This is a genomic window from Carboxylicivirga caseinilyticus, from assembly GCF_050589785.1.
Classification (GTDB): domain Bacteria; phylum Bacteroidota; class Bacteroidia; order Bacteroidales; family Marinilabiliaceae; genus Carboxylicivirga; species Carboxylicivirga caseinilyticus.
The window spans coordinates 24,164-48,065 of sequence record NZ_JBNGOX010000014.1 but is presented as its reverse complement, the minus strand read 5'-3'; the positions used below and the strand labels follow the sequence as shown (position 1 = coordinate 48,065).

General features: G+C 48.6%; 22 protein-coding genes. All 22 read right to left on the bottom strand.

Going from position 1 to position 23,902, the window contains the following annotated elements; all coding sequences use genetic code 11:
- Positions 1 to 98 precede the first annotated feature (98 nt).
- Complete coding sequence (locus tag ACRD62_RS09295) at positions 99 to 989, bottom strand: hypothetical protein (protein WP_430819850.1); 891 nt, start codon at positions 987 to 989, stop codon at positions 99 to 101.
- A 34-nt stretch (positions 990 to 1,023) separates the two neighbouring features.
- The gene (locus ACRD62_RS09290; RefSeq protein ID WP_430819849.1) at positions 1,024 to 3,063 is read right to left on the bottom strand and encodes an LPD1 domain-containing protein; all 2,040 of its coding nucleotides are present in this window, start codon (positions 3,061 to 3,063) and stop codon (positions 1,024 to 1,026) included.
- Entirely contained in the window at positions 3,060 to 7,007 is a 3,948-nt protein-coding gene (locus ACRD62_RS09285) for a strawberry notch-like NTP hydrolase domain-containing protein (RefSeq protein ID WP_430819848.1), read from the bottom strand. The genes ACRD62_RS09290 and ACRD62_RS09285 overlap by 4 nt, the downstream gene beginning before the upstream one ends.
- Before the next feature lie 3 nt (positions 7,008 to 7,010).
- A complete protein-coding gene (locus ACRD62_RS09280; RefSeq protein WP_430819847.1) occupies positions 7,011 to 8,318 on the bottom strand; it encodes a hypothetical protein in 1,308 nt (435 codons plus the stop codon).
- A 7-nt stretch (positions 8,319 to 8,325) separates the two neighbouring features.
- Positions 8,326 to 10,680, bottom strand: coding sequence for a hypothetical protein (locus ACRD62_RS09275; protein ID WP_430819846.1), 2,355 nt, complete (start codon positions 10,678 to 10,680; stop codon positions 8,326 to 8,328).
- A gap of 31 nt (positions 10,681 to 10,711) precedes the next feature.
- Positions 10,712 to 11,335, bottom strand: a complete 624-nt coding sequence (locus ACRD62_RS09270; RefSeq protein WP_430819845.1) for a hypothetical protein — start codon at positions 11,333 to 11,335, stop codon at positions 10,712 to 10,714.
- Positions 11,336 to 11,349: 14 nt separating this feature from the next.
- The gene (locus ACRD62_RS09265; protein WP_111447053.1) at positions 11,350 to 11,826 is read right to left on the bottom strand and encodes a hypothetical protein; all 477 of its coding nucleotides are present in this window, start codon (positions 11,824 to 11,826) and stop codon (positions 11,350 to 11,352) included.
- Complete coding sequence (locus ACRD62_RS09260) at positions 11,826 to 12,002, bottom strand: hypothetical protein (protein ID WP_170124437.1); 177 nt, start codon at positions 12,000 to 12,002, stop codon at positions 11,826 to 11,828. The genes ACRD62_RS09265 and ACRD62_RS09260 overlap by 1 nt, the downstream gene beginning before the upstream one ends.
- 101 nt (positions 12,003 to 12,103) lie before the next feature.
- On the bottom strand, positions 12,104 to 13,210 hold the full coding sequence (locus ACRD62_RS09255) for a coiled-coil domain-containing protein (protein ID WP_430819844.1): 1,107 nt from the start codon (positions 13,208 to 13,210) through the stop codon (positions 12,104 to 12,106).
- 7 nt (positions 13,211 to 13,217) lie between these two features.
- Positions 13,218 to 13,568 carry a hypothetical protein gene (locus tag ACRD62_RS09250; protein WP_111447100.1) on the bottom strand — a complete coding sequence of 117 codons (351 nt, stop codon included), beginning with the start codon at positions 13,566 to 13,568 and terminating at the stop codon, positions 13,218 to 13,220.
- A complete protein-coding gene (locus ACRD62_RS09245) occupies positions 13,555 to 14,331 on the bottom strand; it encodes a hypothetical protein (RefSeq protein ID WP_430819843.1) in 777 nt (258 codons plus the stop codon). Before ACRD62_RS09245 ends, ACRD62_RS09250 begins: the two co-directional genes overlap by 14 nt.
- Positions 14,332 to 14,352: 21 nt before the next feature.
- The gene (locus ACRD62_RS09240; RefSeq protein WP_111447049.1) at positions 14,353 to 14,751 is read right to left on the bottom strand and encodes a hypothetical protein; all 399 of its coding nucleotides are present in this window, start codon (positions 14,749 to 14,751) and stop codon (positions 14,353 to 14,355) included.
- Between the two features lie 137 nt (positions 14,752 to 14,888).
- On the bottom strand, positions 14,889 to 15,731 hold the full coding sequence (locus ACRD62_RS09235) for a hypothetical protein (protein WP_282592290.1): 843 nt from the start codon (positions 15,729 to 15,731) through the stop codon (positions 14,889 to 14,891).
- 64 nt (positions 15,732 to 15,795) lie between these two features.
- Positions 15,796 to 16,455: a hypothetical protein gene (locus ACRD62_RS09230; RefSeq protein WP_430819842.1), complete on the bottom strand. Its 660-nt coding sequence runs from the start codon at positions 16,453 to 16,455 to the stop codon at positions 15,796 to 15,798.
- Between the two features lie 24 nt (positions 16,456 to 16,479).
- Entirely contained in the window at positions 16,480 to 19,023 is a 2,544-nt protein-coding gene (locus ACRD62_RS09225) for a hypothetical protein (protein ID WP_430819841.1), read from the bottom strand.
- 100 nt (positions 19,024 to 19,123) lie between these two features.
- A complete protein-coding gene (locus ACRD62_RS09220; protein ID WP_430819840.1) occupies positions 19,124 to 19,477 on the bottom strand; it encodes a DnaJ domain-containing protein in 354 nt (117 codons plus the stop codon).
- 227 nt (positions 19,478 to 19,704) lie between these two features.
- Positions 19,705 to 20,073, bottom strand: coding sequence for a hypothetical protein (locus ACRD62_RS09210; protein WP_430819839.1), 369 nt, complete (start codon positions 20,071 to 20,073; stop codon positions 19,705 to 19,707).
- An 82-nt stretch (positions 20,074 to 20,155) separates the two neighbouring features.
- Complete coding sequence (locus ACRD62_RS09205) at positions 20,156 to 20,350, bottom strand: GDCCVxC domain-containing (seleno)protein (protein WP_111446937.1); 195 nt, start codon at positions 20,348 to 20,350, stop codon at positions 20,156 to 20,158.
- A gap of 9 nt (positions 20,351 to 20,359) precedes the next feature.
- Entirely contained in the window at positions 20,360 to 21,256 is an 897-nt protein-coding gene (locus ACRD62_RS09200; protein ID WP_319401708.1) for a cation diffusion facilitator family transporter, read from the bottom strand.
- A 12-nt stretch (positions 21,257 to 21,268) separates the two neighbouring features.
- The gene (locus ACRD62_RS09195; protein ID WP_319401707.1) at positions 21,269 to 22,066 is read right to left on the bottom strand and encodes a cation diffusion facilitator family transporter; all 798 of its coding nucleotides are present in this window, start codon (positions 22,064 to 22,066) and stop codon (positions 21,269 to 21,271) included.
- A 57-nt stretch (positions 22,067 to 22,123) separates the two neighbouring features.
- Complete coding sequence (locus ACRD62_RS09190; RefSeq protein ID WP_107823859.1) at positions 22,124 to 22,453, bottom strand: P-II family nitrogen regulator; 330 nt, start codon at positions 22,451 to 22,453, stop codon at positions 22,124 to 22,126.
- 131 nt (positions 22,454 to 22,584) lie between these two features.
- Positions 22,585 to 23,892 (bottom strand): efflux RND transporter periplasmic adaptor subunit, encoded by a 1,308-nt coding sequence (locus ACRD62_RS09185; RefSeq protein WP_319401706.1) that lies wholly within the window; start codon positions 23,890 to 23,892, stop codon positions 22,585 to 22,587.
- Between the last annotated feature and the right edge of the window lie 10 nt (positions 23,893 to 23,902).

Here is a 23,902-nt window from a genome sequence, read left to right as displayed (position 1 = left end):
CGATACCACCTGTCCCGGAGAAACCACATGACTTGTGGTTCCTGTTAACCCCTGTAAATCATTGCCACCCCTACGCAAGGGCTTGGTAGAAGTGGCTTTTACTTTCCCACTCCGGCAACTCCTTTCAGGCCGTTTAGTTGGATATTGGTCACCAACAGTTTGTCGCTGTCAAGGTAGTCCTCCAGATGTTTCTGCACTTGGTTGACCCGTTCATAGGCATTGTCTCCGGAGCTGACCTTACCGCTTTTCTTGGCATTCTTGATGCTGGCCAACAGGCGTTGCGCCTTTTGGATGGTGATGTTGCCATACAGGTTGATGAACCGCTTGATAAGGGCAATGGCCGGACTGACACCGTAGCTGTCCACAATGTTTTTCAGCTTGCTGTGCAAAGCATCCGGAATCTCAAAGGTGCAGGACGAACCCATCTGTTTGTAAGTGCTGGCAAGGTCGTTTCCAATCTTGCTGATTTCATCGGCATACTTGCTGGTTTTGCGAATGGTCTTTTCGGTGGCCGCCTTCTGGATGACCTTGTAAAGAAGCGACACCTGCCGTTCGGAGACCTTTTGCCCGTGCATGGACAGATAGCGTTTGATGATTTTTATCTCCAAAGGCATTAACGCTACCTCATTAGGCTTGCGCTTGATTTGTTTGGGTGCGGCCTTCTTCCGGGCTGTCGCTTTCCGGGTTGCAGTCTTTTTCTGGCGTGACTTGGAAGCCGTCTTCTTGCTTTCAGACTTTTGAGAGGCTTTCTTTGGCGACTTTTTGGAAGCCGTGGATTTCTTCTTGTCCGAAGCCTTCTTGGGTGCATCTTTCAGAAAGGGTTCCACAATGCGGAAGTGGTTATCCAGCATCTCCTTGATGTCCTTGTCATCGTTGTAGAACTCGGCAAAGGAGCTGAACTCCTTGTGCGCTTCCTGAGCGGCTTCGGGCAGTTTCTTGAAATCAATATTCTTTGTGGCTTCCTTGTAATTGGTTATTGTCAGTTTCATGCTGTATGATATTAAGTTCTAACACGTTTGTATATTATTCGCTGCCCTTGGAAAGGGCTTGTTTTTGCTTGATGATAATGGCCTTAGCCCGTATTTTGGCCAGCTTCAGCTTGCGCTCTTTACCGACAATCACCCCTTTATTGACCTTTCCCTCTTGGTTTAGGTCGATGTACTCATCGGCTCGTTGGGTGGTGAATGGGGTAAAGGATTTGACGGAGAGATGACTTTTCATGGAAGCTATCAGGTGGTCGAAGCATTTGTTGATGCACGCCCGTTCCTTGCCTTGCGGATAGACCGGGAAGCCAAATAAGCTTCCCGAAACAAGATAGTTGTTCACCCGGCCTTGCTCTTTGAGCTTATCGGCCACATAACACTCAAAGCTCCGGGCAAACATTTCGGCGATGTTGCTCCAATAGGAACCTTGCAGCTTTGAATGGTAATACAGGAAACTGTCAGTTGGCTTTTTGCCTTTGATGTCGTCCTGATGGTAGCTGACCATCGTCCCCTCGATGTGGTAATACCCAAAGCGAAGCATGGCTACCATTCCGGCCATGCTTTTAAGCAGGGGGCTGTCCGGGATATGGTTTTTCAGGTTGTACTCCATCTCACTGATGAAATAATCCCAGCTCATAGAGGAGCGTGAACTGGTCAGGTATTTGCGCCTGCTGCCAAACTTATCCATTAACAGGTCTAAATACTGCTCGGAGCGCAAGGCTGGTTTGGTCAATGCAAAACCATTCAGATAATGGTCGAAGAAATGCCCCCATTCGTGGGCTACCGAACCATCCCCGTTGCGCTTGGTCAGGTTGATGAGCTGGCGTGTGGGGTGATAAGTGGCCATCGCTTTACCGCCCCGGCCAAAAGCCCCGAAGGCAATGGCAAGTTTTTCATTGATGGAGAGGTTGATGTCCAACACTTCGCACAAATCCACGATGGCAGCCACAAAATGACGGATATGTTCCTGCGCTTCATTGTCCTTCACATAGTTGCCCAATGTGAGCGATTTGAAATGCAGCTTTTCGATGACCGTCTTTTCATCCGCTTCCTCAATCAAGAATCCCCCTGTGCGCTTGATGTAGGCCAAGGGTACGGCCTCCATCTTGGGCTTGGAGCTGCTTTGGGTGGTTGCTGTTTTCTTGATGTTCGCCCATGACCAGTCCGGTTCAAATTCCTTGTTGGGGAACTCTTCTTTTTTCTGGTTGAACTCCTTTTGGTGGTCGCCAATAAACCGGGTACACACCTGCGTGACATACTGGACGTACTGCTCCACGGTGCGAACACTACTGAGCATACCGCCCCGAAAGGTCAGGTCATTTGTCCGGTGCTGCCTCATGTCTGCCTCGGAGATTATCTGCTTGGCCGAATCAATGCAATGTTGCTGGCGTTCGATAATCCGGTCGTAATAGGCTTTTAGGTTGTTGTAGTGCGGCAAGGCTCTCTCTCTGGAAATGCCTGAATACCTGCGTGCATCAATCAACGTTTGCTTGGCTGCACCCACACCGTTGCCATAGCCATATAGCACGAATACCAGATTTCGGAGCTGCTTTCCGAACAGCATCCCGAAGTCTGTATTAGGTACGATTTGCCCATCGGTAGCGATGGGCAAGAGCTTCTTTAAGTCTTCAATGGTCACGGCCTCGTTGAAGACGGTATTGAAAGCCTCAGCCATTTTCACGTATTGCTCCCGTGCCAGCTTGGTGTTGGCATGGGGTGTGGCCGGGAATGCCTGACGAAGCTTTACCTTCAGGAAAGCGCACCCTGAATCCGTACCGTTTTCCTTTTCCAGTTGTGGGTCAACCTTTGGGAAAACCTTGTCTTTTTTCACCAGCTCGATAGCCGTGGCCTCGTCCTGTTCGATGCTTTGCAGGTCGCTGGAGCTGATAAGCTTGCTGTACATGGCCTGCTCCTTACGTGAGCCATGCACCCGTTTTCCGGCATCCTTGTATTGACGGTTCTTTTGCTTCTCCTGTAAGGCTTTTTCCACTTCATCGTCAATACCTACCAAAGCGGCAGGCAGGCCACGAAGTTCAGGAAAGCGGTCAGTGCGGAGCTGAATCTTCTTTGCCTTGCTCATAGGATGGTCTTGATTTTAGGATGGGAACCCAATCCGGCCACGTTGCGCATCTGCTTTTGTAGAATCAGGATGGCTTTAGCCCTGAGCTTGACCAACTTTAATGCTTTGGTCTTATCCTCGTTGTCCGCTTTGCTTTTCTGAAAACCCTGCTTTTGCTTGGCCAGCCGCTCAGGAAACTCCTTTTTATCCAGCTCGAATAGTTCCATCGCCTCCTTAGTCAGGCTGTCCACGGTGTCAGTTCGGGTTGAATCCTTTTCAAGGTATTCATCGAAGTAATGCCGGGGAATCTTCACCGAAAGGCTGAACCGTTCCCCAAAGATTTGCAACAGCTTGGGCATGTTGCTTTCCGTCACCGAAGCTTTCATGTTGCCGGAGACCATTTCAAAGCCGTCCCGGTTATTGACCAGAAGCTTTACCACATCCTTGTCGGTGTAGATGGGAATGTGGCTCTTGGTCTTGGGCATGATTACTTGGAAGTTCCCATCGTAATGGCGCACGATGCTTATTTTGTTCTCGGTGTTGATGGTCGCACCGCTGCGAAGGCTCATGATGTGCTTTTGCAGCTTGGCAATGGGAGCCACCACATAAGCATTGGCCTTGCTGTCGCCATTGTCGGGCGACCATGCCTCACTCATCAGGATGCCTTTTTGAACACCTTTGCCCTTGGTGGTATAGCTCACCAGTTTGCCGGAAAAATCAGCCGAACCTTGCAGGATGTTGCCTGTAACTATGTAGCGGATTTGTCGGTCAGAGGTGTAGGCTTTGATGGCTTCGTCCCAACGGTTAATCAGGTTTTCCTTTTGGGAGGTAGTGAGCTGAAAACTTCTGGCCTGAATGCGCTCAATCTCCTTGGCCGTGTCACCCGAAGCCGGAAGGACAATGTATTTACGGCTGTCGGCAATGGCAAAGCGAAGCTTCACCGCTGACGGTGCATACGGGTTTTTGCGTTTGGGATTGATGTCGAAGCCTAGGAAGATGCAATAGGAATTGTCGCTACTGTCGGCCTCAAAACTCAATGCCGGGTAGAAATAACCATGCCCGGTGCGAAAGAAACGAAAGAAGCTATTGAGATAGTTTTTGCGGTTCTCGCTCTGGGTATGTGTCCGGGAAATGGCTTCCTGTTTGGCCGTTTCAAGTTCCTCGGTGCGTTCGGCCAAGTATGCGTTCTGGGCGGCCTTGTCAAATACCGGAATCTTCTGGAACGACTTTTCATTGACAATATCCGCAACCAGCTCCTTGTATTTGGTCTCAATTTCCTTTAAGTCCTCGTTGAGTTTGGCCTGAAGATGCTTTTCGTGGCCTTGGATGATTTCTTCAGCTATGGCATCGGTGTCTTTTCCTTCCAGATGTTTCTGGATGAGCTTTTCCAGTTCTGCTTTGCCATAAGGTTTCTTTAAAACATTGCACTCGCATTTTTCCAGAAAGGTATCGTTCCCAAATACCGAACGGCCACCTTTCCCGGCAATCACCACTCTGCGGTCTAAAGTCTCTGCTTTCAGGTCTAAGACTTCCACCTCAAGGTCATACTCGCCAGATTGTTTGAGGTACTCCACATAGTCGTTGTACCGCTCAATCACCTCTCCGTAAAACTTCTCCTGTTCCTTCACCGACAACACGGCCACACGCCCGGTCACTTTGGAAGCATCGCCTTCGGATGGCGTTTCATCACCGTCCTTGCCTTCAAATTTCAAGGGGTTGTCCAAGGCTTTGTTCAGCTCCGGGTTTTCCAGCATGTACTGGCGGACTACCTTGTCTCCGTACTTATTCAGGAAGTCATCCGATTCCAGTTGCGACTTGCTGTTTTTCTGGTTGGAGGTGGTGTTAGCGTCCAGTGATTTGAGCTTCTTTTTGAGCATCATCATAAACCGCTTCTGTGCCGGGATGGATGAGATGATGTAGTCGTAAATCGGCTTCATGATTTGCCCGGTGCGGTTGATGCGGCCACGCTTCTGTATTTCGGTATTGATGTTCAGCTCCGGCTGGAGGATTATCATCACCCGTTGCTTGACCTTTTCTGCCGGAACCTTGTCGGTGACAATGGCATGAGCCGATGCCCCGGTGGAACCGGATTGGTTGATGAGCAAACAGTCGATTTCGTTGTCGTTAAACTGGCGGAATAGGCTGGCCGTGTTTTCCTTTTTGCGGTTCAACACTAAGGCAGTGGTATTGCCTTTCTTTGTGGAGTTGTACTGCACACAAAGCTTGCGCCCGGTCACCTCACCAACTGAATACCCGGCTTCACGAATTTTCTGGATAATCAAATCCAATGGACTGATGGTAATTCCTGTAGATGCTTTCTCAATGCGTTTGAGAATATCCCGGTAAGCAAATTGGGCATCTTCCGAAAGGTCGGAGATGTTGAATGTCTTGCCTTCGCTCTGGCCGTCAATGTCCTTTTCGGTGTAGCGAAGCACACTGTCCAGACCTTTCTCCAGCACAATGGAGAAATCACCGTTAATAATGTCATCCGGCTTGGCCATGTCCTCCAAGAAACTGCCCATTGTGGAGGCAAAGGCAATCACTGGCTTTTTGCCTTCCTTCAACCGCTTGATGGCATGTTCGGCCACATCTTCGGCATTGAGACTGAAAAGGAGCTGGTTAATCACGTTGAACACCTTGGAGAAATAGGGGATGTTGTCAACCCCGGCTTTCTCGGTTCCTTTGCGTGTTTCCACTTCCTTGCTTTCGGCTGCGGCAATCTTATCGAGCTGCTCCACCTGTTTGTTGATGTACTTTTCCTGAAAGCCGATGATGTCCCGGATGATGGAAGTTATCTTATCTGCGGTATCGGCTTGCTGGGCGGCTTTCTCTTTCAGCTCAATGTAGTTGACTTCCACACCTTCAAAGGAGCGTTCCCTGCGAATCATTTGACCTTCTGAAACCAATTGTGCGGCCAATATCTCTTGTAAGGCCACACCGCCCTTGGTGATTGCTTCCACCAAATCCTCGCTGGTCATGTTGGCATCGCTCATGGAGGTCTTTTGCGCATAGATGGGCATGTTGTCAGGCCGCTTGGCAAAGGTGGCCGACAGGAAACACACGCCTTTAGTTTGGCGCAGCACGTCCTGCATAAACTCACCTGTATTGGAGCTGCCCGAAGCGTTGTGCGCTTCGTCCATAATGATGATGTTACCACCGGAAACGGCACTCAAAAACTGCTGTTTGGCTGGCTTCTTGGGCTGGTTGAACTGCGAGTAGGTGGCACACACAAAGTTGTAACTGCCCGGCACGTTCTGGTTGTTGATGATTCTGTCCTGTGTGGGCTTTTCCGGTGCTGAATAGACCACTTCACCGCTTTTGTCCATGATGTTGGTCTTGCTCTCCTTGGCATTCACGATGAACGGCACAAGGGCGGAGCTGCCAATGTCGGAGAGGTCACGGTACAAATCCGTAAACAGGTTGGGCTTTTCGGAAAGGAACACTGGCTGCAAGCCTTGTTTCACGCCATAGCGGATGAGGGCGGCTGCGGTTCTGCCTTTGCCAATCCCGGTCTGGTCGCCCACGATGATACCCTGATGGCGTTTTTCAATATTGTAGATAGCCAGTGAAACCGCATCAATCTGCTCACAACTCAATGCCTTTACCAGCTCATCATTGGAATAATCCAACTTTCCGGCTACGTAATCGAATAGCGGCTGACCGATGCTCTTTTTGATTTTACGGATGGCAATGTGCATCTCATGTCCCATGCTGTCAGGTACGGTGGTATCGAGAATAAACCCTTTTTCGGCTGCCGGGATATAGGCCATGCCCAACCCTTTGTGACCAAGCATCCCTTGCAGGTATTCATGTTCGTTTTGCGCCAACTTCTTGGAGCGGACAAAGCTCTTGTTGTCCTTGGTCGAAAAGCCCAATTCAACCAACCGGGAGCCAACATGTCGGGGTGGCTTTTGGTTGAATTTGATGGTAATGCTTTGCTTTTGAAATAAAATATTCGACTTCATAGCTTAGGAGTGTTTAAAATATTTGGTGGCATCGGCCTTGCGCTTGAACAGCTCGCTTTTCATGCGAATGTTCCGAACCTTTCCTTTGAAGAAATCATCGTATTCAATCATCCCGTTGGGGAGCTTCTTCACTAGGATGATGTCGCCTTTAACCTCTGTCCAGAACTCATCTTTTCTGGCACGGAGACCGCCCAAGGATTGCTGTTTCTGTTTGAGCAGGATGGCCTTTGCCCGAAGTTTCATTTTTGTCATGTCGTTGCTGGTTGATTTGTCCAAGCCCACCCGTTCCCATAGTTCCTCGTGGGTGTTGACCACGGTTTTTAGAGACGCATTGCCATGCGTCTTTACAAGTGGTGCTGCCCCTTCGGGTTTGTCTTTTGCCCCGTTGATAAGAATCAATCTGGTGTTGATGGAAGTCCCCTGACGGGAATAGAGCTTTTTACCGTTGATGGGAATGATGTCATCCACATTGTAAAAATGGTAGAGGTAGTTCAGGAAAATGCGGTTATGCCCGGCTGTCACCCGTCCCTGCTCGTCCCAAGTGGTGTGGCCACCGATGATGATGGCGGCACGGCCATCGTCCTTCATGCAGCGCAAAGCGGCCAGACACATGGCATGTTCCATCCGCTTAATCCGGAAGTTGCCAAACAGGATGGGTTCAGATAATGCACCAAAAGGCGGATTGGTCACCACACCATCAAACTTCTGACGAAAAGCATAGGGAGGTTGTAAAGCATCCCAACTGCTGACCGTGGCAAAAGGCTGGTCTTGTAGATTGCTCAAGCGCACATCATCCAGCTCGTTCACATAGGTCTGGTGATAGGGCAAGGCTATGGTCAACAATCCGTTTCCTGCCGATGGCTCCAGATAGAGTGGTTCCTGATGGCTGCGCTCCGGTTGCAAATGGGCATTGCCTACTATCTTGGCGTTTTTGTCGCCCTTGACAATGTTCTTAAACGCCTTGTAGCCACTCAGCCCATCTTGTTTCAATACATAGCTGGAAGCCAGTAACGAAATGGGTGCAGGCGTGGAATATTGCTGCATCAGCACGCTCATGCTGGTGCGCATGGAGAGGTTGACTTGTGATTGGTAAAGGGCTACAATATCCAGATACTTCTCATAGGTGGTAAGGGAGCTGTCGTGAGCAATCTCACGGGCATTCAGCACAATGGCCAGCTCAGTGAACTCCTTAACCAAGTTTTTGTTGGTGATACCAAACCCCTTGGCAAGGCTTTCAATGGTGGTCTTGGAATGCCTGTGGCCTGCTTTTAGTTCTTCCCGAACCTTGGATATGTAGCCATTTTTATCCATTCAAATCTTATTGAAGGGTAATCGTTTTATCCGTTTCATCCTTGAATGTCAGCTTCAGGTTGTTCCCGGCAATGTTGACCGAAAGGCTTTGCACATCGGCATCCACGAAGTTTTTCATGAAGTTGATTTGGAAATTGAGAATCTCGGTGAGTTTGGCTTCCCAATCTTCCCCGGCAAAAAAGCCAGTGTCGGCATATATCTGGATGAACTTTTTCAGAAAATCGGGGATGTTCTGAAGGTTCTGGTTCCAATCTGCCCCAACGGTGGCGTTGCGCTCAATGCTGACAAGCTTCTCCCTGTCATCTTGCGGATAGCTGTTCTTTAAAGTGTTCGCCTCAATGGCTGCGGCCTGTTCCGGGGTGATGGTCACGGGTTTGTTCTGGACGTTGGTATTCCAGTCAGCTCCTGCGGTTGCATCTTCCTCAATTCCGGCCAGTTTTTCTTGGTCTGCTTGTGGATAGCTTCGTTTTTGGCTGTTGGTCTCGATGGCCTCGGCCTGTTCGGGTGAAATGGTAACGGGCTTGTTTTGCACGTTGGTGTTCCAATCGGCTCCCACGGTGGCATTGGCTTCAATTCCGGCCAGCTTTTGTTCGTCCGTTTCCGGGTAGTTTCGTTTGGCCGTGTTGGTCTCGATGGCTGCCGCCTGTTCCGGGGTGATGGTGACTGGTTTGTTCTGGACATTGGTATTCCAGTCAGCTCCCACGGTGGCATTGGCTTCAATCCCTGCCAGCTTTTGCTCGTCAGCTTCCGGGTAGTTTCTTTTGGCCGTGTTGGTTTCAATGGCTGCGGCCTGTTCGGGTGAAATAGTAACAGGTTTGTTCTGCACATTGGTGTTCCAGTCGGCTCCCACGGTGGCATTGGCTTCAATCCCGGCCAGTTTTTGTTCGTCCCCTTCCGGGTAGTTTCGTTTGGCCGTGTTGGTCTCGATGGCAGCGGCCTGTTCAGGTGAAATGGTGACAGGTTTGTTCTGCACGTTGGTGTTCCAGTCCGCTCCAACGGTGGCATTGGCCTCGATTCCGGCCAGTTTCTGCTCATCGACTTCCGGGTAGTTTCTTTTGGCCGTGTTGGCTTCAATGGCTGCGGCCTGTTCGGGTGAAATAGTGACAGGTTTGTTCTGCACATTGGTGTTCCAGTCCGCTCCAACGGTGGCATTTGCTTCAATCCCTGCCAGTTTTTGCTTGTCAGCCTCCGGGTAACTCTTTTTTGCGGTATTGGCTTCAATGGCCGCTGCTTGTTCAGGCGTGATGGTGACAGGTTTGTTTTGCACATTGGTGTTCCAATCGGCTCCAACGGTGGCATTGGCTTCAATGCCTGCCAATTTTTGCGCATCAGCTTGTGGATAGCTGTTTTTGCTTTTTGAGGCTTCGATGGCTGTTGCCTGTTCCGGGGTGATGGTAGTGGGCCTGTTTTCCAGCCGGGTGTAATCGTTGGTCAGGTTCAGGTCGTTTTCCAACTGTGAAAGCTTGGTAGGTACGGCAATGTCGATGTTGCCATTGGGGTTGGTGACAAATCCACCGTGAATCTCCACACCGCCATTGGGCATATACACCGGGCTTTTCTCAGCAATCAAAAGGTCTTCCACGTTCCCGGCAATAATCATCCCACCGCTGAGGGATTTCACAATGGTCTTTGGACGGAACTCCGCTGCCGACTTACTTCTGGCAATGTTGATGAACGAACCCACGGAAGCCTTGTCCAAAATGGAATCCTGAACGTCCCGGTTCATCTTGAAGTAGGTATCCGAAAACACAATCTTGTTGTAACCCCGGTCTAAGGCACAACACTGGTTAACCTTGGCATCAAAACAGCAATCGTCAATATTGATGGTGCTGTTCAGGAAGGCCACTGCACCGCTGACCGCATCAAAATACTCAAAGCGTATGTCCGCAAAGTTGACGGCACTGTTGTACACCTCGATGGCCTTATCGCTTTGGAAAACCACAGGCTTGACGTAAGAACCAACTGTGCCGTCCATCTTGTTGGTAAGCGATTTGATGTTGATTTGGTAAGAGAAGTCACGCAACACCAGCCAAGTCCCCAAGTCGTTGACGTAGGTTCCGTTTTCAAACATGATGTCGATGCTGGCCTTTTCGTTGGTGTGGTACTTCAAGGCTTTGGGCAGGGTGTTGAACAATCGCTGGAGCTTTGAAAAGGGCGTGCCTTTGGGGATGATGATGGCTTTTTCATCCAGACTGTATTTAAAGCCAGTCACCTTCTGGTCTTTGGCCATGTCGAACACACCCTGAAAGACCTTGTATTCCCCGTTTTCCATCCCCAGATACGCATAGTTGCCGTCACTAGCCCATTCTCCTTGCTTTAAGAGTGGAGGCGTGTCTCCACTGAACATCTTTATTGTTGCCATTTATGTCGTGATAAATCGTTAATACTCTAATTCAAATCATTGCATAAGCCTTGTCAAAAAGCTCGTTGGTGATGAAATTGCCCCCGTTTTCGACCCGGCTGATGGAGTGAACCAATAGCCGCAGGGTATTCTTGGTCGGCAACAGCTTGGCCGTGGCACTGACCTTTAAATCCTTGCATACCATCTGGATGTAAGCATCCGTGTTGTTCTCAAACCGGGGGGCGTATTCGGTCATCAATGCCGGAACCGTGTTCTTACCCTTTTCGATGTCGTTTTTCAGGTCTTTAATCATGGCACGGATACCATATTCAGGGGCGATAAACATCTCGAAACGCCTGTCCTTGTTCTGCTCTTTGGGCAGTTTGCCCGTCCAGTTGATGTTGGTGAAAATCAGGTTGCCCGGATTGTTGTTGCGGATGCCCCTTGGAGCCGAAGACAGGTAATCACTGCCACCGTTCCAGTTGCGGAAATTGGACGGCAAGGTGTTGCTGTTGGTGGTCAGGATATTGGCTGGCCGTGTATCGGAACCACTTGGGGGCAATAGCCCACGTTTGCGCTTGTTTCGTCTTCGAATCAGCAAAACGGTGGTCACTATTGCCCCGGTGGTCAACACCCCTCCCGAAATAAATAATATCTTCTTGTGCTTCTTGTCCATAGTTGTATCGGTGTTTATAGCGGAATACCCCACTGGTCGAACTTGGGTTTGATTTTGGCCAGCTCGCCCTCGCTTAACTCAAAGCGCAGCCAGCCGACCAGATTGTAATCCTGACCAATGAATGCCGCACGGGTTCCCCAGAGGTATTGCTTCATGCCAAAGGCTTTTATCACCAGCAGCATGTCATCCTTGGTGGCTATTTTGTCGATGGTGCTGTAAATGGTCTTCTCATCCGTTCCAAAGTCCAGCATGGCTCCATAGAGGGTGTTGGCAAACAGGGCGGCATCGGATGGGGTGATGGTCAGGTTTTTCGTTTCGATGACCGTATCCTTTAGCGATGGGGCTACCCGTGAGGAAGTCCCGTCCGGGTTGCTTCTCTTTTTGATAGCCCTGCGGATAAGGTAAATGCCCACACCAATGGCCACCACCGGGACACCGATTTTGATGCCAGTGGTTATCATGGCCGCCTTATTTGCTTGCGCTGCATCCATTAGATGAACTTTAAGGCGGTTTTAACAATGCCCGGATTCTGTGACACCTTCTCCAGCAGTCGGATGATGTCCTTTTGCTCCACCTTGTTGACGGCATTTTGAATGAGGTTGCCTACTTTTTGAACCGTTTCGGGCGTTTCGGCTTCGATGGTGATGGCTACTTTGAATTTTTTCATCTGTTTGTAATTTGATTTTTATCGGCCAGATGGAACTCGCCAATAATCTTCCTCCTGTGTGAGCAAGGGTTGCTCATGGCTCGTTTCATATCCTTGGGTTTTTAGTTGTCCAGTTCCTCGCTCTCCAGTTCCACCTGTTCGGGTTCGCCTGCCGGGGTTCCCTTGATGGATTGGCTCAAAAAGGCCAGCGTTTTGTTGATGAGTTCAGCCCGGTCGAGGCACAAGCCCACGATGTTGGCTATCTTGGCCACGTCCTGTAATTCCCATGTAGAGAGGGCATCGGAAAGGTTCTTGATGATTTCGGCTTTCTTCTTGTCCTCCGGTGATTGGGGTGCGCCTATCTCGCTTATTTCCACATTGGTCTGTGACATACCCGTGTTGTCGGTTGGCTCATCCACAAAGCCCAATGCCCCTTTGAGTTCGTTGGCCGTCAGTCCAAGGAGTTCTGCCGTTTTGGGACTGTTGCTCAGAAGCCGTCCGCCAAGGGTTGCCACCGCACCAATGGCCACACGCTTCATGATTTCGTTGGGGGCGTATCCGGCCAGACGGTTTTCAAGGTCTATCTTTTCGCTTTTCAGCTCCTTGTTCTCGTTCAGGAAGCGTTCTTTCTCCACTCGTAGTTCGGCATTCTCGCTTCGGAGCTGTTCGTAGCGTTCCTGAAGGGTGTTGAACCGGGTCTCGAACTTGAAGTCGTCCAACTGCTTTTGGTAGCTGATTCTGTCCATCTCCTTGTTGTTGCCCGATATGGTATTGAAAAGGCCAAACAACCCTTCAATGCCCTGCAAACCTTCGCTGTTCCCGGTGAACATGCCCAATAGGCTGTTCAAGTCACCCAACCCGCTTTGTGGTTTGGGTATCTGGCTGATTTCTGCTTTAATGAGGCTCTGGATTTCTTCCTTCTCCAAACTTGGTTTGGGTGGGTTCAATAAGCCGCTTACATTGACCGTGTAGGTGTTGAGTTTCCGGGCATTGGGGCTTTTGCCGCCATACACGTCCACCCGGAGCATCCCGTGAGCCTGTTTGGCTTTTTCCACGGCATTTTCAATGTCCTGATTGAACTTGCTGCTGCCGGAAGTGCGTGAGGTCAGGGCGGTCTCATCAATGCCCGTTAAAAGGACTATCTCGTAAGCGTAAGGGTACTTCTGTTCGGCTTCCGAACGCTTTAAAAAGTTGTATATGCTGCTTATCTGTTCTCTGTAATCTAACATAGCTTAATCAATTGCGGTGAGGGATAATCTTTACAAATTCCAACCGGAAGGGCTTGAACTCATCCGTTTCGGTTCTAATGTCGATGTAATCGGTAAAAACCTGATAGCGGTACTCATCCATGAACTCGTATTCATCGGGGGTGGCCGTGAACACGTTGTCGCTGCTGACCAGCTCCAGCCCGGTGATGGATGCCGGAATCCTTTGGGTGTTGAGAATCCACATGTCGTTTTTCAGGTCGATGGTCTGGTCGGCCTTGGTTACATTGACCACCACAGGCTTTAGCTGGTAGCTGTCGATGGTTCTCAGCCCGGCAATGCGGTCTTTGGCGATGGTATGGAGTAACTCACTTGTGTTCATATTCGATATAGATTCTAATGGTCAGGGTGCTGCCATCGCTGTTTTTGTTGCTTTTAAAAACCGTGTGGATATTGGAGTTCACCTCCAGAGGCTCGTGGAAAGGGATAATCTCCTTTTTGAGGTTGCGCACCTTGCGGTTGGCCGTCAACATGTAATCCCGGAGCAAAAAGCTGTTCCCGTTGATTAAAAGACTGATGTTGCCACACTCGTATGGTTCGGGTTGCTTGTATGCCTGTTTGGTATGAAAGAAAACCTCTTCCTTTTTCAGGTAGGCAAACATCAAAATGTGCTGGGCTATGAAATCGGCAAAGTCCGTATTGCTCATGCCTTTGCCTTTCTCGTAAAGCCCCACTTCGTTGTAGAGGTAATCGGCAAACCCGGACAGAAAGAGCTGCGAAAGGTTGTCGGTCAACTGTTGTTGTTGAGTGGCATCCAAACAGGTGTACAGGATGTTTTGAGCCAACACGCTGGTAATCTCAGGTAAGATGGAAGCATCAAAATACTCACGGCTTTCCGCTTCACTGGAGCGGGTGCGCAGGTAGGAATAGAACAGCCCGGCAATGCCGTCCAGTTTGGTCAGGTTGGTAATCAACGCCTGTGGAAAGACCAATTCACGGGTGGTGTCTTCCATCTCTCCGGCTTGCTTCACCGTGGCAACGACCGTCACCCCGGTAATGAGTTTGCACGATGCAGGGAGTAAGTCCTGCACGTTCAAATGGCCGTTGTGCTGCGACTGGTGGGTGATGACAAAGTATCGTTTCATTTCTTGGAGGGGATTGAAAGGTTACTTCTTGCTTACTTCGGCCAGCAGGTAAGCCCTAACGTGGTAGCTGTCGGCCACGGCAAGGTTGGCACTGTCGTCTTTGTAGATGATGCGAACCGGGCTGTTCTTGGCTTTCTCATCCAAGGGAAAGGCCACATCCTGAATGGAGAGGTCATCGTTGTGGTGCAGCAGGGCGACTTCGGTATCGTCAGGGATAATCTCGGTATCATCAATCCATACCCGGAGCGTGGCGCCCTGCAAAGCATTGGGGTTGGAAAGACGAAGGAAGATGCCTTTGATGCGGTCGTGTTCGGTCTTGGTGTTGCCGTTAAACTCATAGGTCTGGCCTTTTTTCACCTCAAACTTGATGACCTGAAGCTTCTTGATGGGGCTGGGCGTTTTTATCTCTTTTGTTTCCATTGCTTGAATTGGTTTTAGAAAAAAGGGACGGCTTTAATCACCGTCCCTGAAGATTTATGGACGCATCGTTTGCGGTCATCACAGAGCCAAAGTTTAGTATGGTTTTGCTCTTGGTTCTGACGGCAAACAGGATGGTTCTACGCTTTCTCGGTCATGGTTCCCAACAGGGTAATCTTTACCGCCGGATTAAACACCTTGTCCCCGGTCACCGCCTTGGGCATGTTCAGCTTGGGCGTGATGTCCATCGAGGGCTTCAACCATTTGGGGTTGGCCAGCTTGTAAAGGAACTTGCGCTTGTTGGTGTCGCTGTCATCGAACACGGCACAGGAGATTTCGGGCAGAATAACCTTGGTTCCCAAAGTCATCTCAAAGGTTCCGTTAATCATCTGCGGAGGGAAGGCGAACTGTCCGAAAGAGTAATCAGCCGGGTCGTTGTCGTCTTCCGATGAGCCGTGTGCGTATTCCAGCACGATGTCGGTCAACAGGAAATACTTTCCCGAATCCAACTGCGCCCGGTTCAGGTTGGTGCGGCCTGTCTTCTTGTCGTCCGATGCCTCCATCAGGTCGATGTCCGAGCGGTCTTTGATGCTCTTAATGGTGTAGATGGCGGCATCCACCGTCTGCATCCGGGCATCCTTCAAGGCCTTCTGGATTTCAGGGGGCAACTGCTGGCGGCGCAACTCAAACTGGCCTTTGGAGGTCAAGTCACGGGTCAAACCTGTTTTGACTGCGGTGCTTTTTGCCCCGGCATTATAGGAACGCTTCACCGCATTCTTGCGGCTCACGCTGCGCTTGACCCTGCGCACCTGACGTTTTTGTTTGCGCCTTGCACGTCCCAAGTCACCAATGCCTTCAACGGCATCGTCTTGGTCTTCATCCCTCTCCAAAGCGTCCTCTTCCTTGTTGAGAATCGCTATTTCCAAACCTTCAATTTCTTCCATTGAAGGGTACAAATCATTCTGCTCATTAATGTCTGCCATGATTTTTACTTTTTTTTGTGTTTAAAAATTGAGTTACTGTATTGAATTGCTTTGCCCCAAGGCTTCAGGATTCCATCATGTCGCCCGAAAAGATGTCGAAGTCCATGCTGTCGGGATTGATTTTGGCCAGTGAGCCAACCACATCATCCGAATAGTCCATATTTCCGATGGGGTCATCCGACATGGAATAATCGGTGGTGATGTTTCCAATGGGTTCGTCCGACATGGAGAAGTCTGCTGCACCCGATACCGAGCGTTGGATTTCCCGCTCGATGTCAATATCGGCTGCCGGAAGTGCTTGGGTGACCGGATTCAAGGCACGAAGGCCGCTCATATCCTCAAAGTCGGGGGTTTCATCGTCACCGATTAAGCCCTCCAATCCTTGCAGGATGGTCTTCCCGGTGGCTTTCTTGATGATGGCTTCCACGCCTGCACCTGCCGCACCCACCAAGCCTAGCTGGATGTATTCGTTTTTGGTGAACTGTGTGCCAATCAAACCGCCCATCGTGACGGCTGCCGGAAGGATGTAATCCTTCATATCTGTTCCCATCAGCCCGGTTACGGTCTGGCTTTTCGATAACTTTTTCAAAGCATACTTGCCAACGGCAAACCCTGCTATGGCAGCAACGGGTTTTCCAATGTTGTTGGTGGCTTTCATAAAGTCAATCTTGGTTGCCCGTGCCGAAGTGGTCGGGGTTCTCGAAGTCTTTTTTCTTACTGCCATGTTTATAAAATTTAAGTACTGGTTTTAACTGAGTTCTATGCGCCCCAACGATTTCTTATTGGGTGTTTCCTTGGGGGAAGTGGTGGTCTTGGGTTTGTTGCCCTTGTCCCGGAACATGAAGTAAGCCCCGGTTCCGATGAGTGCGGCCAGTCCCAATCCGATGCCCACTTTGGCTCCCTTGCTGATGCCCTTGGTCGGGCTGACCGCTGTGGGCGTGCGTGCCATATTCGTGGGGGTGGGCGATGGCAAATACGGTGTGTTGGCATTTGCCGGGCTAAGGCTGGGGATGGTGTAACTGGCCGTTGGCACAATCGGCATTATTGGTGTGAGGTTCTCTGTGAATGCCTCGCTGGTGTCGATGATGTTCCGGGGTTGCGGCAATGCTTGCGGTTGCGGCTGTGCCTGCGTTGCCTGTTGTCTGGCTTGCTTACGGGCGACAATCTTCTCTTTGGCTTTTTTGAAGATGTTGGTAACTGGCTGGAGCCAGCTCTTGATTTTTGCCAGCACCCCGGTTGCTGCACCCACCGATGCTGCGGTGGCCGCCACACCCAGACTGCCCAATTCGGCCAACTGGCCAATGGCTTCCAAGCCCTGCAATCCGGCCACGATGCCTTGAACCCCTTTCACCGAAAAGTCCGGGCTTTTTTGTTTTGCCCCTTTCAAAATGGCCGAGCGAAGGTTCTTCTCTTTGCCCTGTAAACCATCGAAGAGCTTTCGTACCTTGGCGTAACGCTTTTTCAAGTCGGCCAGCTTTTGTGGGTCGATGTTGTGCTTAGCGGCCAGATTATCTGGCAAAAAGGCATATTGCAACTTCTTGGCAATGCCGAACATGTTCAGGCGCATGGCAGCCAGCAGTCCATTGCGAATGGCAATGGACAAAGGGTTAAAGCGAACGATGGCTTTCACCACTTTCTTGCCGACTTTGGCAACGGCTTTGGCTCCTTTTTTAATGCCTTTGCCCACTTTCTTGCCAATGCGTTTGAGGGACTTGAAAAAGCCGCCAAGGCTTCTTTGGCCGTTCAACCCATCCAGTTCTTCGTCCAAATTGTCAAGCTCAGCCAATCCCTGCATGGCCTCCGAATCGTATTTGATAAAGCCGCTCTTGGCCAGCTTGTCTTCTATGGTCGCCAGCTTGTCCAGCACTTGGTCACGCTGAGGGGTGTTCCAGAACTTGATGGCTTGGTCAATCATGCTGATGAACTGATCGGGGTTCTGGATGTGTGACATCTTGCCCTTGTTCTCCTTGCTTTTCAACAGGAAGTCACGGGTGCGTGTCAGGTAGTTGAGTGTGGCATCATCGGCACTGCCAAGCCCGTTGATGGCATCATCAAAGTCAACCCCTGATATGATGGCCATGAGTTCGGGGTGGTCTTCATCGGCAATGCGTCCGCCAGCCATATCCAGACCGGAGAGGGCGTAAATGGGCAAGCCCAGCCCCAGCGTTCCGGTCAGTCCGTTGATGCCACGAAGGCCACCGAGCATTTGCAACGGCGACATGTTGAAGTCGGACTTCTCATAACTGTATGGCTTCTGGTAATCGAACTTGGAAAGTACCGGGTCGATGACAATCTCATCTTCGCTGTCGCCCTGTGCCGGAACAATCACATAGATGTGCTGGTAGTAGCTTTTGCCGTCATACTTGGTGATGCGGAACTTAAAGGGGATGCCCAGACATTTGAGGATGGAGCCGCAAAAGATGCTGTAATCATCGCAGTCGATTCCTGAATCTGTGTTTCCCTGTTGCCGGAACTTAATCTGCCCGTCCAACCAGCTTCGGGCTGGTGTGCGGAGCTGTTCGGTTCCGTCCTCGTCCTTTTGGTATTGCAGGTAGGTGTAGGCAAAATTAAAGATGTTGCGGCAGGTGTCTTTTACCGAATCCGCTTTTAGGTTTGCGGCCAGTTCCTCGACTTCCCGGTAGTGGTCGGCAATGATGTTGATGCAGCTCTCCACCGTCTCCAGCACACTGCCGTTCTTGATAAAGGTACTGGCTCCGGCAGCCCGTTTTATCAGGTGGTTGAACTGTCGTCCGTCTTTTGTATTGCGTGGGCCGGAAACAATACCGAGTTGTCCCGATGCTAGTCCGTTCATATTTTCGTCTGTTAGGTTTTGCGTGGTGGTGATGGTTTCCCCGTTGATACTGAGGGTGAGCGTGAAGGTCATATCGGCCTTGAGCTGCTGCGTGTTTTGGAGTACAGCCGTTGACAAGCCTTTACCCATGAGGTTCAGGTAAGGCACTTGAAAGGTGATTTCCGGCTCTTTGGTTTGTCCGGCTGGAATGGTCAATCCTTTAATGTCGGGGGTGGAATAGGCAATGTCGGAACCCTTGTATTTGGCCACCACCTGATTGATGGCAAGGGTAATGGGTGCGTTGGTGGGGTTGTAACAGCGGAGCTTTACTGCAAACTGGACTTCCTGTAAGGTGAGCTTATGGATGCGGAAACCCAAAAGGGCGAAGTTCATCTTTGCCCCGGCCAGTAGCTTTTTGCCTTTGGTGAACAGGTAGAAACCGCCTCCGATGGCTGCCACAACGGCCAATGTGCCTACTATTTTCTTTGTGCTTGATTCCATAGGGAAGCAAACTTAAAACAGCAGGCACGTAAGGGTTTGGCCGTTATTGGCTGGCCTTGTGCGGTAATGGTTTGAGCGGTTTATTTTTTACCGATGGTGGCTATTTAATTTCAAGTTCATTGAGAAAATCCACCAGTTTGGAGAACAGACTTTTTTCTATTGGGGATTGGCTCTTTTTGATTTTCTCTTGCAGGTATCGCTGGGGGACTTGTTTCTGAATGAGGACTTTGGCCAGTTTGCCCAGCTCGGCCATAATATCGGATTGCTGGGGATTGTTTTGTCCGGTAGGGGCTACTTGCTTGCGTTGCAGTTCCAATAGCAGGGTTTTGTATTCTTCTTGCATTTGCTGAAACCGAAGGGCAGAACCACCTTTATCCGGGTGCAGTTCTTTGGCCAAGGTGCGGTATCTTTGCTTGGCCTGTTCCAAGTCGGTGATGTTCTGAAAATAGTTCATTCGTCTGTTATAGTTGGTTGTAATCTTCGGGTGTGAGGCTAAAGTGTTCCAGTATGAGCCGCAACTGCTCAAAATTGTAGGTGTGCTTGCGCATGTGGCCAGCCCGGCTGATTCGTTCCTTTAGTTCCGGGCATAGGTCGATTTCATTGCGCAGTAACTGCAAGGCACTTCTAATGGAAATGCTGTCCGGGTACAGTTTTTTTACCAAATCCTGCTTCAATACGGTTCTACGGAAGGTCATAAGCGGTCGGATAAAGCGGTGAATACAATGCAAAAAGCCCTGAAAAAGCTTGAAAATGCAGGCTTGTCAAGTGCTTTGACACTGCTTTTTCTTCCTTTTCAGGACTTTTGAGGATGTTCGAAATGCTTTTGGGTGCTTCCAGAGGATAATTCAATTGCTTTTTAGGGCAGACCCGATTTTGAAGGGTATAATCAGCCTGAATTATCCAGCTTTGTTGGAAAATTGAGATGCTTTGGTGGACTTTGCCGGAATTGGCACTAAAAACCGAAAGTGTTCGGTGTGATTGGTGGATGCAAACAACTAAAAGCCCCGAAATAGGACTTGCTTGCAGGCAATAATCGAGTATGTGGGGCATAATTTTCCAATTATACCCTTGACGGATAGCGTAGCTAAGATATAGAAAAATAGAAACTACGAAAGTGAAAAATAGTAATGTTTTATTTTTTTGTGGATACTGGGCATATAATTGAACCATACGAACAAAACACGCAACAATCTCCCTGCCTTGGTTTTAGTATGGTTTTGCAATTTTCACATTCATAAAAGAACTGACAGGAATCCTCGGGCATTGTTTCTTCTTTTTGGTATCCGCAGTCGGGGCAAGTGATTGTTGATTTATATTTTATTTCCATAAGCCAGATTTAGCAATCTATTTCACAATCTTCTTCTATACTTTTATTTTCGATTTGAAGCGTGGTATGGTTGATACCAAACTCGTGTTCGAGTTCATGTTGCAAATCGCCTATAAAATTGTCATTAATGCCTTCAGGTATTATCAGGTGTGCTGTCAATGCCACCTTTGTAGTACTCATTGCCCAAATGTGCAGGTCGTGAATGTTTTCCACTCCTTTTTGTGCCAGCAGAAATTCCCTGACTTTTTCAAGGTTAATATGTTTGGGTACGGCATCTAAGGCTAAATCGACTGAATCGGTAAACAAACGCCAGGTTCCCCAAACGATAACCGCAATGATAAGAAAACTTGTAAGTGGGTCAATCCATTGTTTTCCGGTGAGGTTGATTAACAAACCTGCCACAACAACACCCAGCGATACCCCGGCATCGGCTGCCATGTGCAGAAATGCACCTTTTATGTTCAGGTCGTCTTTCTGGCCTTTCATAAAAAGCAAAGCAGTTAAGGTGTTGATGACTACACCAATGGCGGCAACAATCATTACCTGACTGCCAGCCACAGGTTCAGGGTTTTTAAATTTACCAATGGCATCCCATGCGATAACAGCTACCGCACCAAACAACAGAAGGGCATTTAAAATTGAAACAAGGATGGTTGTTTTTCGAAGCCCGTAGGTGTATTTGCCCCGCGGTTTGATGGATGCAAGCCAAATGGCCGTCCATGCAAAAACAAGGCCGAGCACATCGCTGGCATTATGTCCTGCATCAGCGAGCAGAGCAGATGAGTTGGCAATTAAACCATAAATGATTTCAACGGCAATAAAGATTACATTTAATCCAATACCCAGGGCAAAAGCTTTTCCGTAACTTTTGTTTGTTGCATGTGAATGTCCGTGTGAATGTGCCATAAGATTTTAAATTTATTTCCCTAGTTTTAAAATCCTGAAAGCTCCCCTTACCACAATCAAAAAGACGATTGCTCCGATAATCAGGTCGGGGTATTTCGATTGCGTAAGCAATACCAAAACCCCGGCAACGATAACACCTGTATTAATAATCACATCGTTTGAGGTGAAAATCATGCTGGCTTTCATGTGTGCTTCATTGCTTTTTGATTTTTGAAGCAAGTACAGGCAAACGGAATTGGCTATAAGTGCCAATATCGAAATTCCAATCATCATCCTGAAATCAGGTATTTCTTCCACTCCGATAAACCTTCGGATGACTTCAATGAAGCCAATAGCTGCCAGTGCCAGTTGAAAATATCCGCTTAATGTTGCTACTTTCTTTTTACGGGCAACCGCTGTCCCCACAGCCCATAAACTCAAGCCATAAACAGCAGCATCGGCAAGCATGTCAAGCGAATCGGCAACCAATCCCATTGAGCCGGATATAAAACCTGTAGTAATTTCAATAATAAAAAAACTGAAATTGATAATCAGCACCGTCCATAGTAATTTGGACTGACTGCCCGTGCTTTCCGGTTGAAAGTCAGCATCAGTTATGGTCTCAGATTCAATAAGATTTGCACCCAGCTTCAGGCTTTCCAGTTGTTTTGTGATTTCTTCATTTTTACCCAAATGCAAGACGGAAAGCTTACGGTTTTCAATATCAAATTCCAATTGATGGATGCCGTCAACACCATCCAGTTTCATGCGGATTAGGTTCTCCTCCGAGGGGCAGTCCATTTTTGTAATATGGTAATGTGATTTTTGCATTGCACTAAAATTATAAAAACCGTGGCAACCCGGAAGCCGCCACGGCTATTTATCTAATTAATTTCCATTTTTCAAACCATCTTTCACCCGGTAAATTTGGTTTACATCCGAAACATAAATAATACCATCGCCGGGATTTAAGGTTTTGCCCTGCTCCGAAATAATATGTACTACTTTGTCCACATCGTTTTTATTGACAACAAGTTCAAGTTTGGCCACCTCGCTGTCGGTAATTGAAAATTTTTGGGAAACAAATGCGGCTTCATCCTGCAACTTTCCCGTTCCCTCTGCCGATGAAATGGTCATGTTCTCAAAACCTGCATCTTTTAAATGGTGAACAATATCATTCACTTTATTGGGGCGTATAAATGCTTTTATTTCTTTCATCTGTTTAAAATTTTTTAATTTCTAAATGTTTAAAAAATTTGAATCCATTCAGGAACTCACATAAATTTTAATCATTCTTGTTTTTGAATTTAGAATGCTGAAAATTTAAGTTCGTTTCATAATCCTGATTTTTAATGTTCGTGTTCTGTTTCTTCTTTTTTCATATCGGCCAGCAGATAGTATGCTGCGTTCATTACAATTTGAGTATCATCAGCTAAGGGACTGAGCAACTTTATTTCGGTGTAGCCACCGTCTTGCTTTCCGGTTATTACTTCTACCATGCGGAAAGCCATTACATGACCCCCATTTTCGTCTTCGTGTCCTGCTTCGCCCTCATGTTCCTCATGGTTTTCCTCAGCCTCATGGTCGTGTCCTTCGTGTCCTTCTTCGTTTTCTGCTACTGCTTCATGTTCATGCCCCTCGTGTTCTTCTGCTTCAACCGATTCATCCAAAATAAAGATATAGGATTTAGTTCCTTCGGCAACCACAGCATTGTTAGGAAGGGTTCGGGTGTTATTTTCATCGGTGTGGATATGCCCCGAAACATACATGCCCGGAATCAGGTTGCCCGGATTTTTATCGAGGCGTGCATGGATGTGTACTGCCCTGGTGTTGGGTTCAAATTCTTTGCCGATGGCAAAAATGGTTGCACTCAATTCCTCGCCCGGACGGTTGGAAACGGTAAAATCAACTTTTTGCCCGTTTTCTATAAGGTGTACATCATTTTCATACACCATAAAGTCGGCATGTATTTCCCGGTTGTCGGTAATGCTAAGAAGCTGGTCTTTGGCATCGACATAGGTTCCCACCTTAATATTCACATCATTAACAAAGCCGTTGATGGGTGAAAGTATGGAAATGGTGTTTGAAATGCTTCCTTCTTTTACTTTATCGGGCGAAAGATTGAGCAGTTGAAGCCTTGATTTTAAACCTTCGTAACGTGCTTTGGCTGTGTTGTATTCCGATTTTACCTGTTGGAAGTCTTTACCTGCACCCACGTTATTTTCGAAAAGTTCTTTCTGACGGGCATATTCCTGTTCAAGAAATTCGAGTTTGTTGGCTGTTTCGGCAAATTCTTCCTGAAGGACAATATAATCAGGATGCTCCAGTATGGCCAACGCCTGACCTTTATTTACTTTATCGCCGTGAAAAACCTTTATTTCTTTTACATTTCCACCAATAATGGCCGTAACATCAGCACTGGCAGCAGGTGGTACTTCAAGTTGTCCGTTTGTTTTTACCAGTGTGGTAAGGTTTCGCATTTGAAAATTACCCAATTGCAGATTTAAGGCTTCACGCTGAAGTTCGTTCAGCATTACCACACCTTCGGGGCCTTCATGCTCTGCATGTTCCCCGGCTTCACTGTTTTCCTTTTTGTTGCTGTTGCACGACATGAGCGTTACTACTGCAAGAAGTGCTAAAAATATTTTCGTTTTCATTTTTATCTGT

What these genes read in the sequence shown, in the direction of transcription:
- ACRD62_RS09270 (WP_430819845.1), bottom strand. Translation starts at nt 11,335, where the DNA reads ATGGACAAGAAGCACAAGAAGATATTATTTATTTCGGGAGGGGTGTTG.
- ACRD62_RS09195 (WP_319401707.1), bottom strand. Translation starts at nt 22,066, where the DNA reads ATGCAAAAATCACATTACCATATTACAAAAATGGACTGCCCCTCGGAG.
- ACRD62_RS09200 (WP_319401708.1), bottom strand. Translation starts at nt 21,256, where the DNA reads ATGGCACATTCACACGGACATTCACATGCAACAAACAAAAGTTACGGA.
- ACRD62_RS09290 (WP_430819849.1), bottom strand. Translation starts at nt 3,063, where the DNA reads ATGAGCAAGGCAAAGAAGATTCAGCTCCGCACTGACCGCTTTCCTGAA.
- ACRD62_RS09250 (WP_111447100.1), bottom strand. Translation starts at nt 13,568, where the DNA reads ATGAACACAAGTGAGTTACTCCATACCATCGCCAAAGACCGCATTGCC.
- ACRD62_RS09240 (WP_111447049.1), bottom strand. Translation starts at nt 14,751, where the DNA reads ATGGAAACAAAAGAGATAAAAACGCCCAGCCCCATCAAGAAGCTTCAG.
- ACRD62_RS09210 (WP_430819839.1), bottom strand. Translation starts at nt 20,073, where the DNA reads ATGCCCCACATACTCGATTATTGCCTGCAAGCAAGTCCTATTTCGGGG.
- ACRD62_RS09275 (WP_430819846.1), bottom strand. Translation starts at nt 10,680, where the DNA reads ATGGCAACAATAAAGATGTTCAGTGGAGACACGCCTCCACTCTTAAAG.
- ACRD62_RS09295 (WP_430819850.1), bottom strand. Translation starts at nt 989, where the DNA reads ATGAAACTGACAATAACCAATTACAAGGAAGCCACAAAGAATATTGAT.
- ACRD62_RS09280 (WP_430819847.1), bottom strand. Translation starts at nt 8,318, where the DNA reads ATGGATAAAAATGGCTACATATCCAAGGTTCGGGAAGAACTAAAAGCA.
- ACRD62_RS09245 (WP_430819843.1), bottom strand. Translation starts at nt 14,331, where the DNA reads ATGAAACGATACTTTGTCATCACCCACCAGTCGCAGCACAACGGCCAT.
- ACRD62_RS09220 (WP_430819840.1), bottom strand. Translation starts at nt 19,477, where the DNA reads ATGAACTATTTTCAGAACATCACCGACTTGGAACAGGCCAAGCAAAGA.
- ACRD62_RS09205 (WP_111446937.1), bottom strand. Translation starts at nt 20,350, where the DNA reads ATGGAAATAAAATATAAATCAACAATCACTTGCCCCGACTGCGGATAC.
- ACRD62_RS09285 (WP_430819848.1), bottom strand. Translation starts at nt 7,007, where the DNA reads ATGAAGTCGAATATTTTATTTCAAAAGCAAAGCATTACCATCAAATTC.
- ACRD62_RS09235 (WP_282592290.1), bottom strand. Translation starts at nt 15,731, where the DNA reads ATGGCAGACATTAATGAGCAGAATGATTTGTACCCTTCAATGGAAGAA.
- ACRD62_RS09260 (WP_170124437.1), bottom strand. Translation starts at nt 12,002, where the DNA reads ATGAAAAAATTCAAAGTAGCCATCACCATCGAAGCCGAAACGCCCGAA.
- ACRD62_RS09190 (WP_107823859.1), bottom strand. Translation starts at nt 22,453, where the DNA reads ATGAAAGAAATAAAAGCATTTATACGCCCCAATAAAGTGAATGATATT.
- ACRD62_RS09185 (WP_319401706.1), bottom strand. Translation starts at nt 23,892, where the DNA reads ATGAAAACGAAAATATTTTTAGCACTTCTTGCAGTAGTAACGCTCATG.
- ACRD62_RS09230 (WP_430819842.1), bottom strand. Translation starts at nt 16,455, where the DNA reads ATGGCAGTAAGAAAAAAGACTTCGAGAACCCCGACCACTTCGGCACGG.
- ACRD62_RS09255 (WP_430819844.1), bottom strand. Translation starts at nt 13,210, where the DNA reads ATGTTAGATTACAGAGAACAGATAAGCAGCATATACAACTTTTTAAAG.
- ACRD62_RS09225 (WP_430819841.1), bottom strand. Translation starts at nt 19,023, where the DNA reads ATGGAATCAAGCACAAAGAAAATAGTAGGCACATTGGCCGTTGTGGCA.
- ACRD62_RS09265 (WP_111447053.1), bottom strand. Translation starts at nt 11,826, where the DNA reads ATGGATGCAGCGCAAGCAAATAAGGCGGCCATGATAACCACTGGCATC.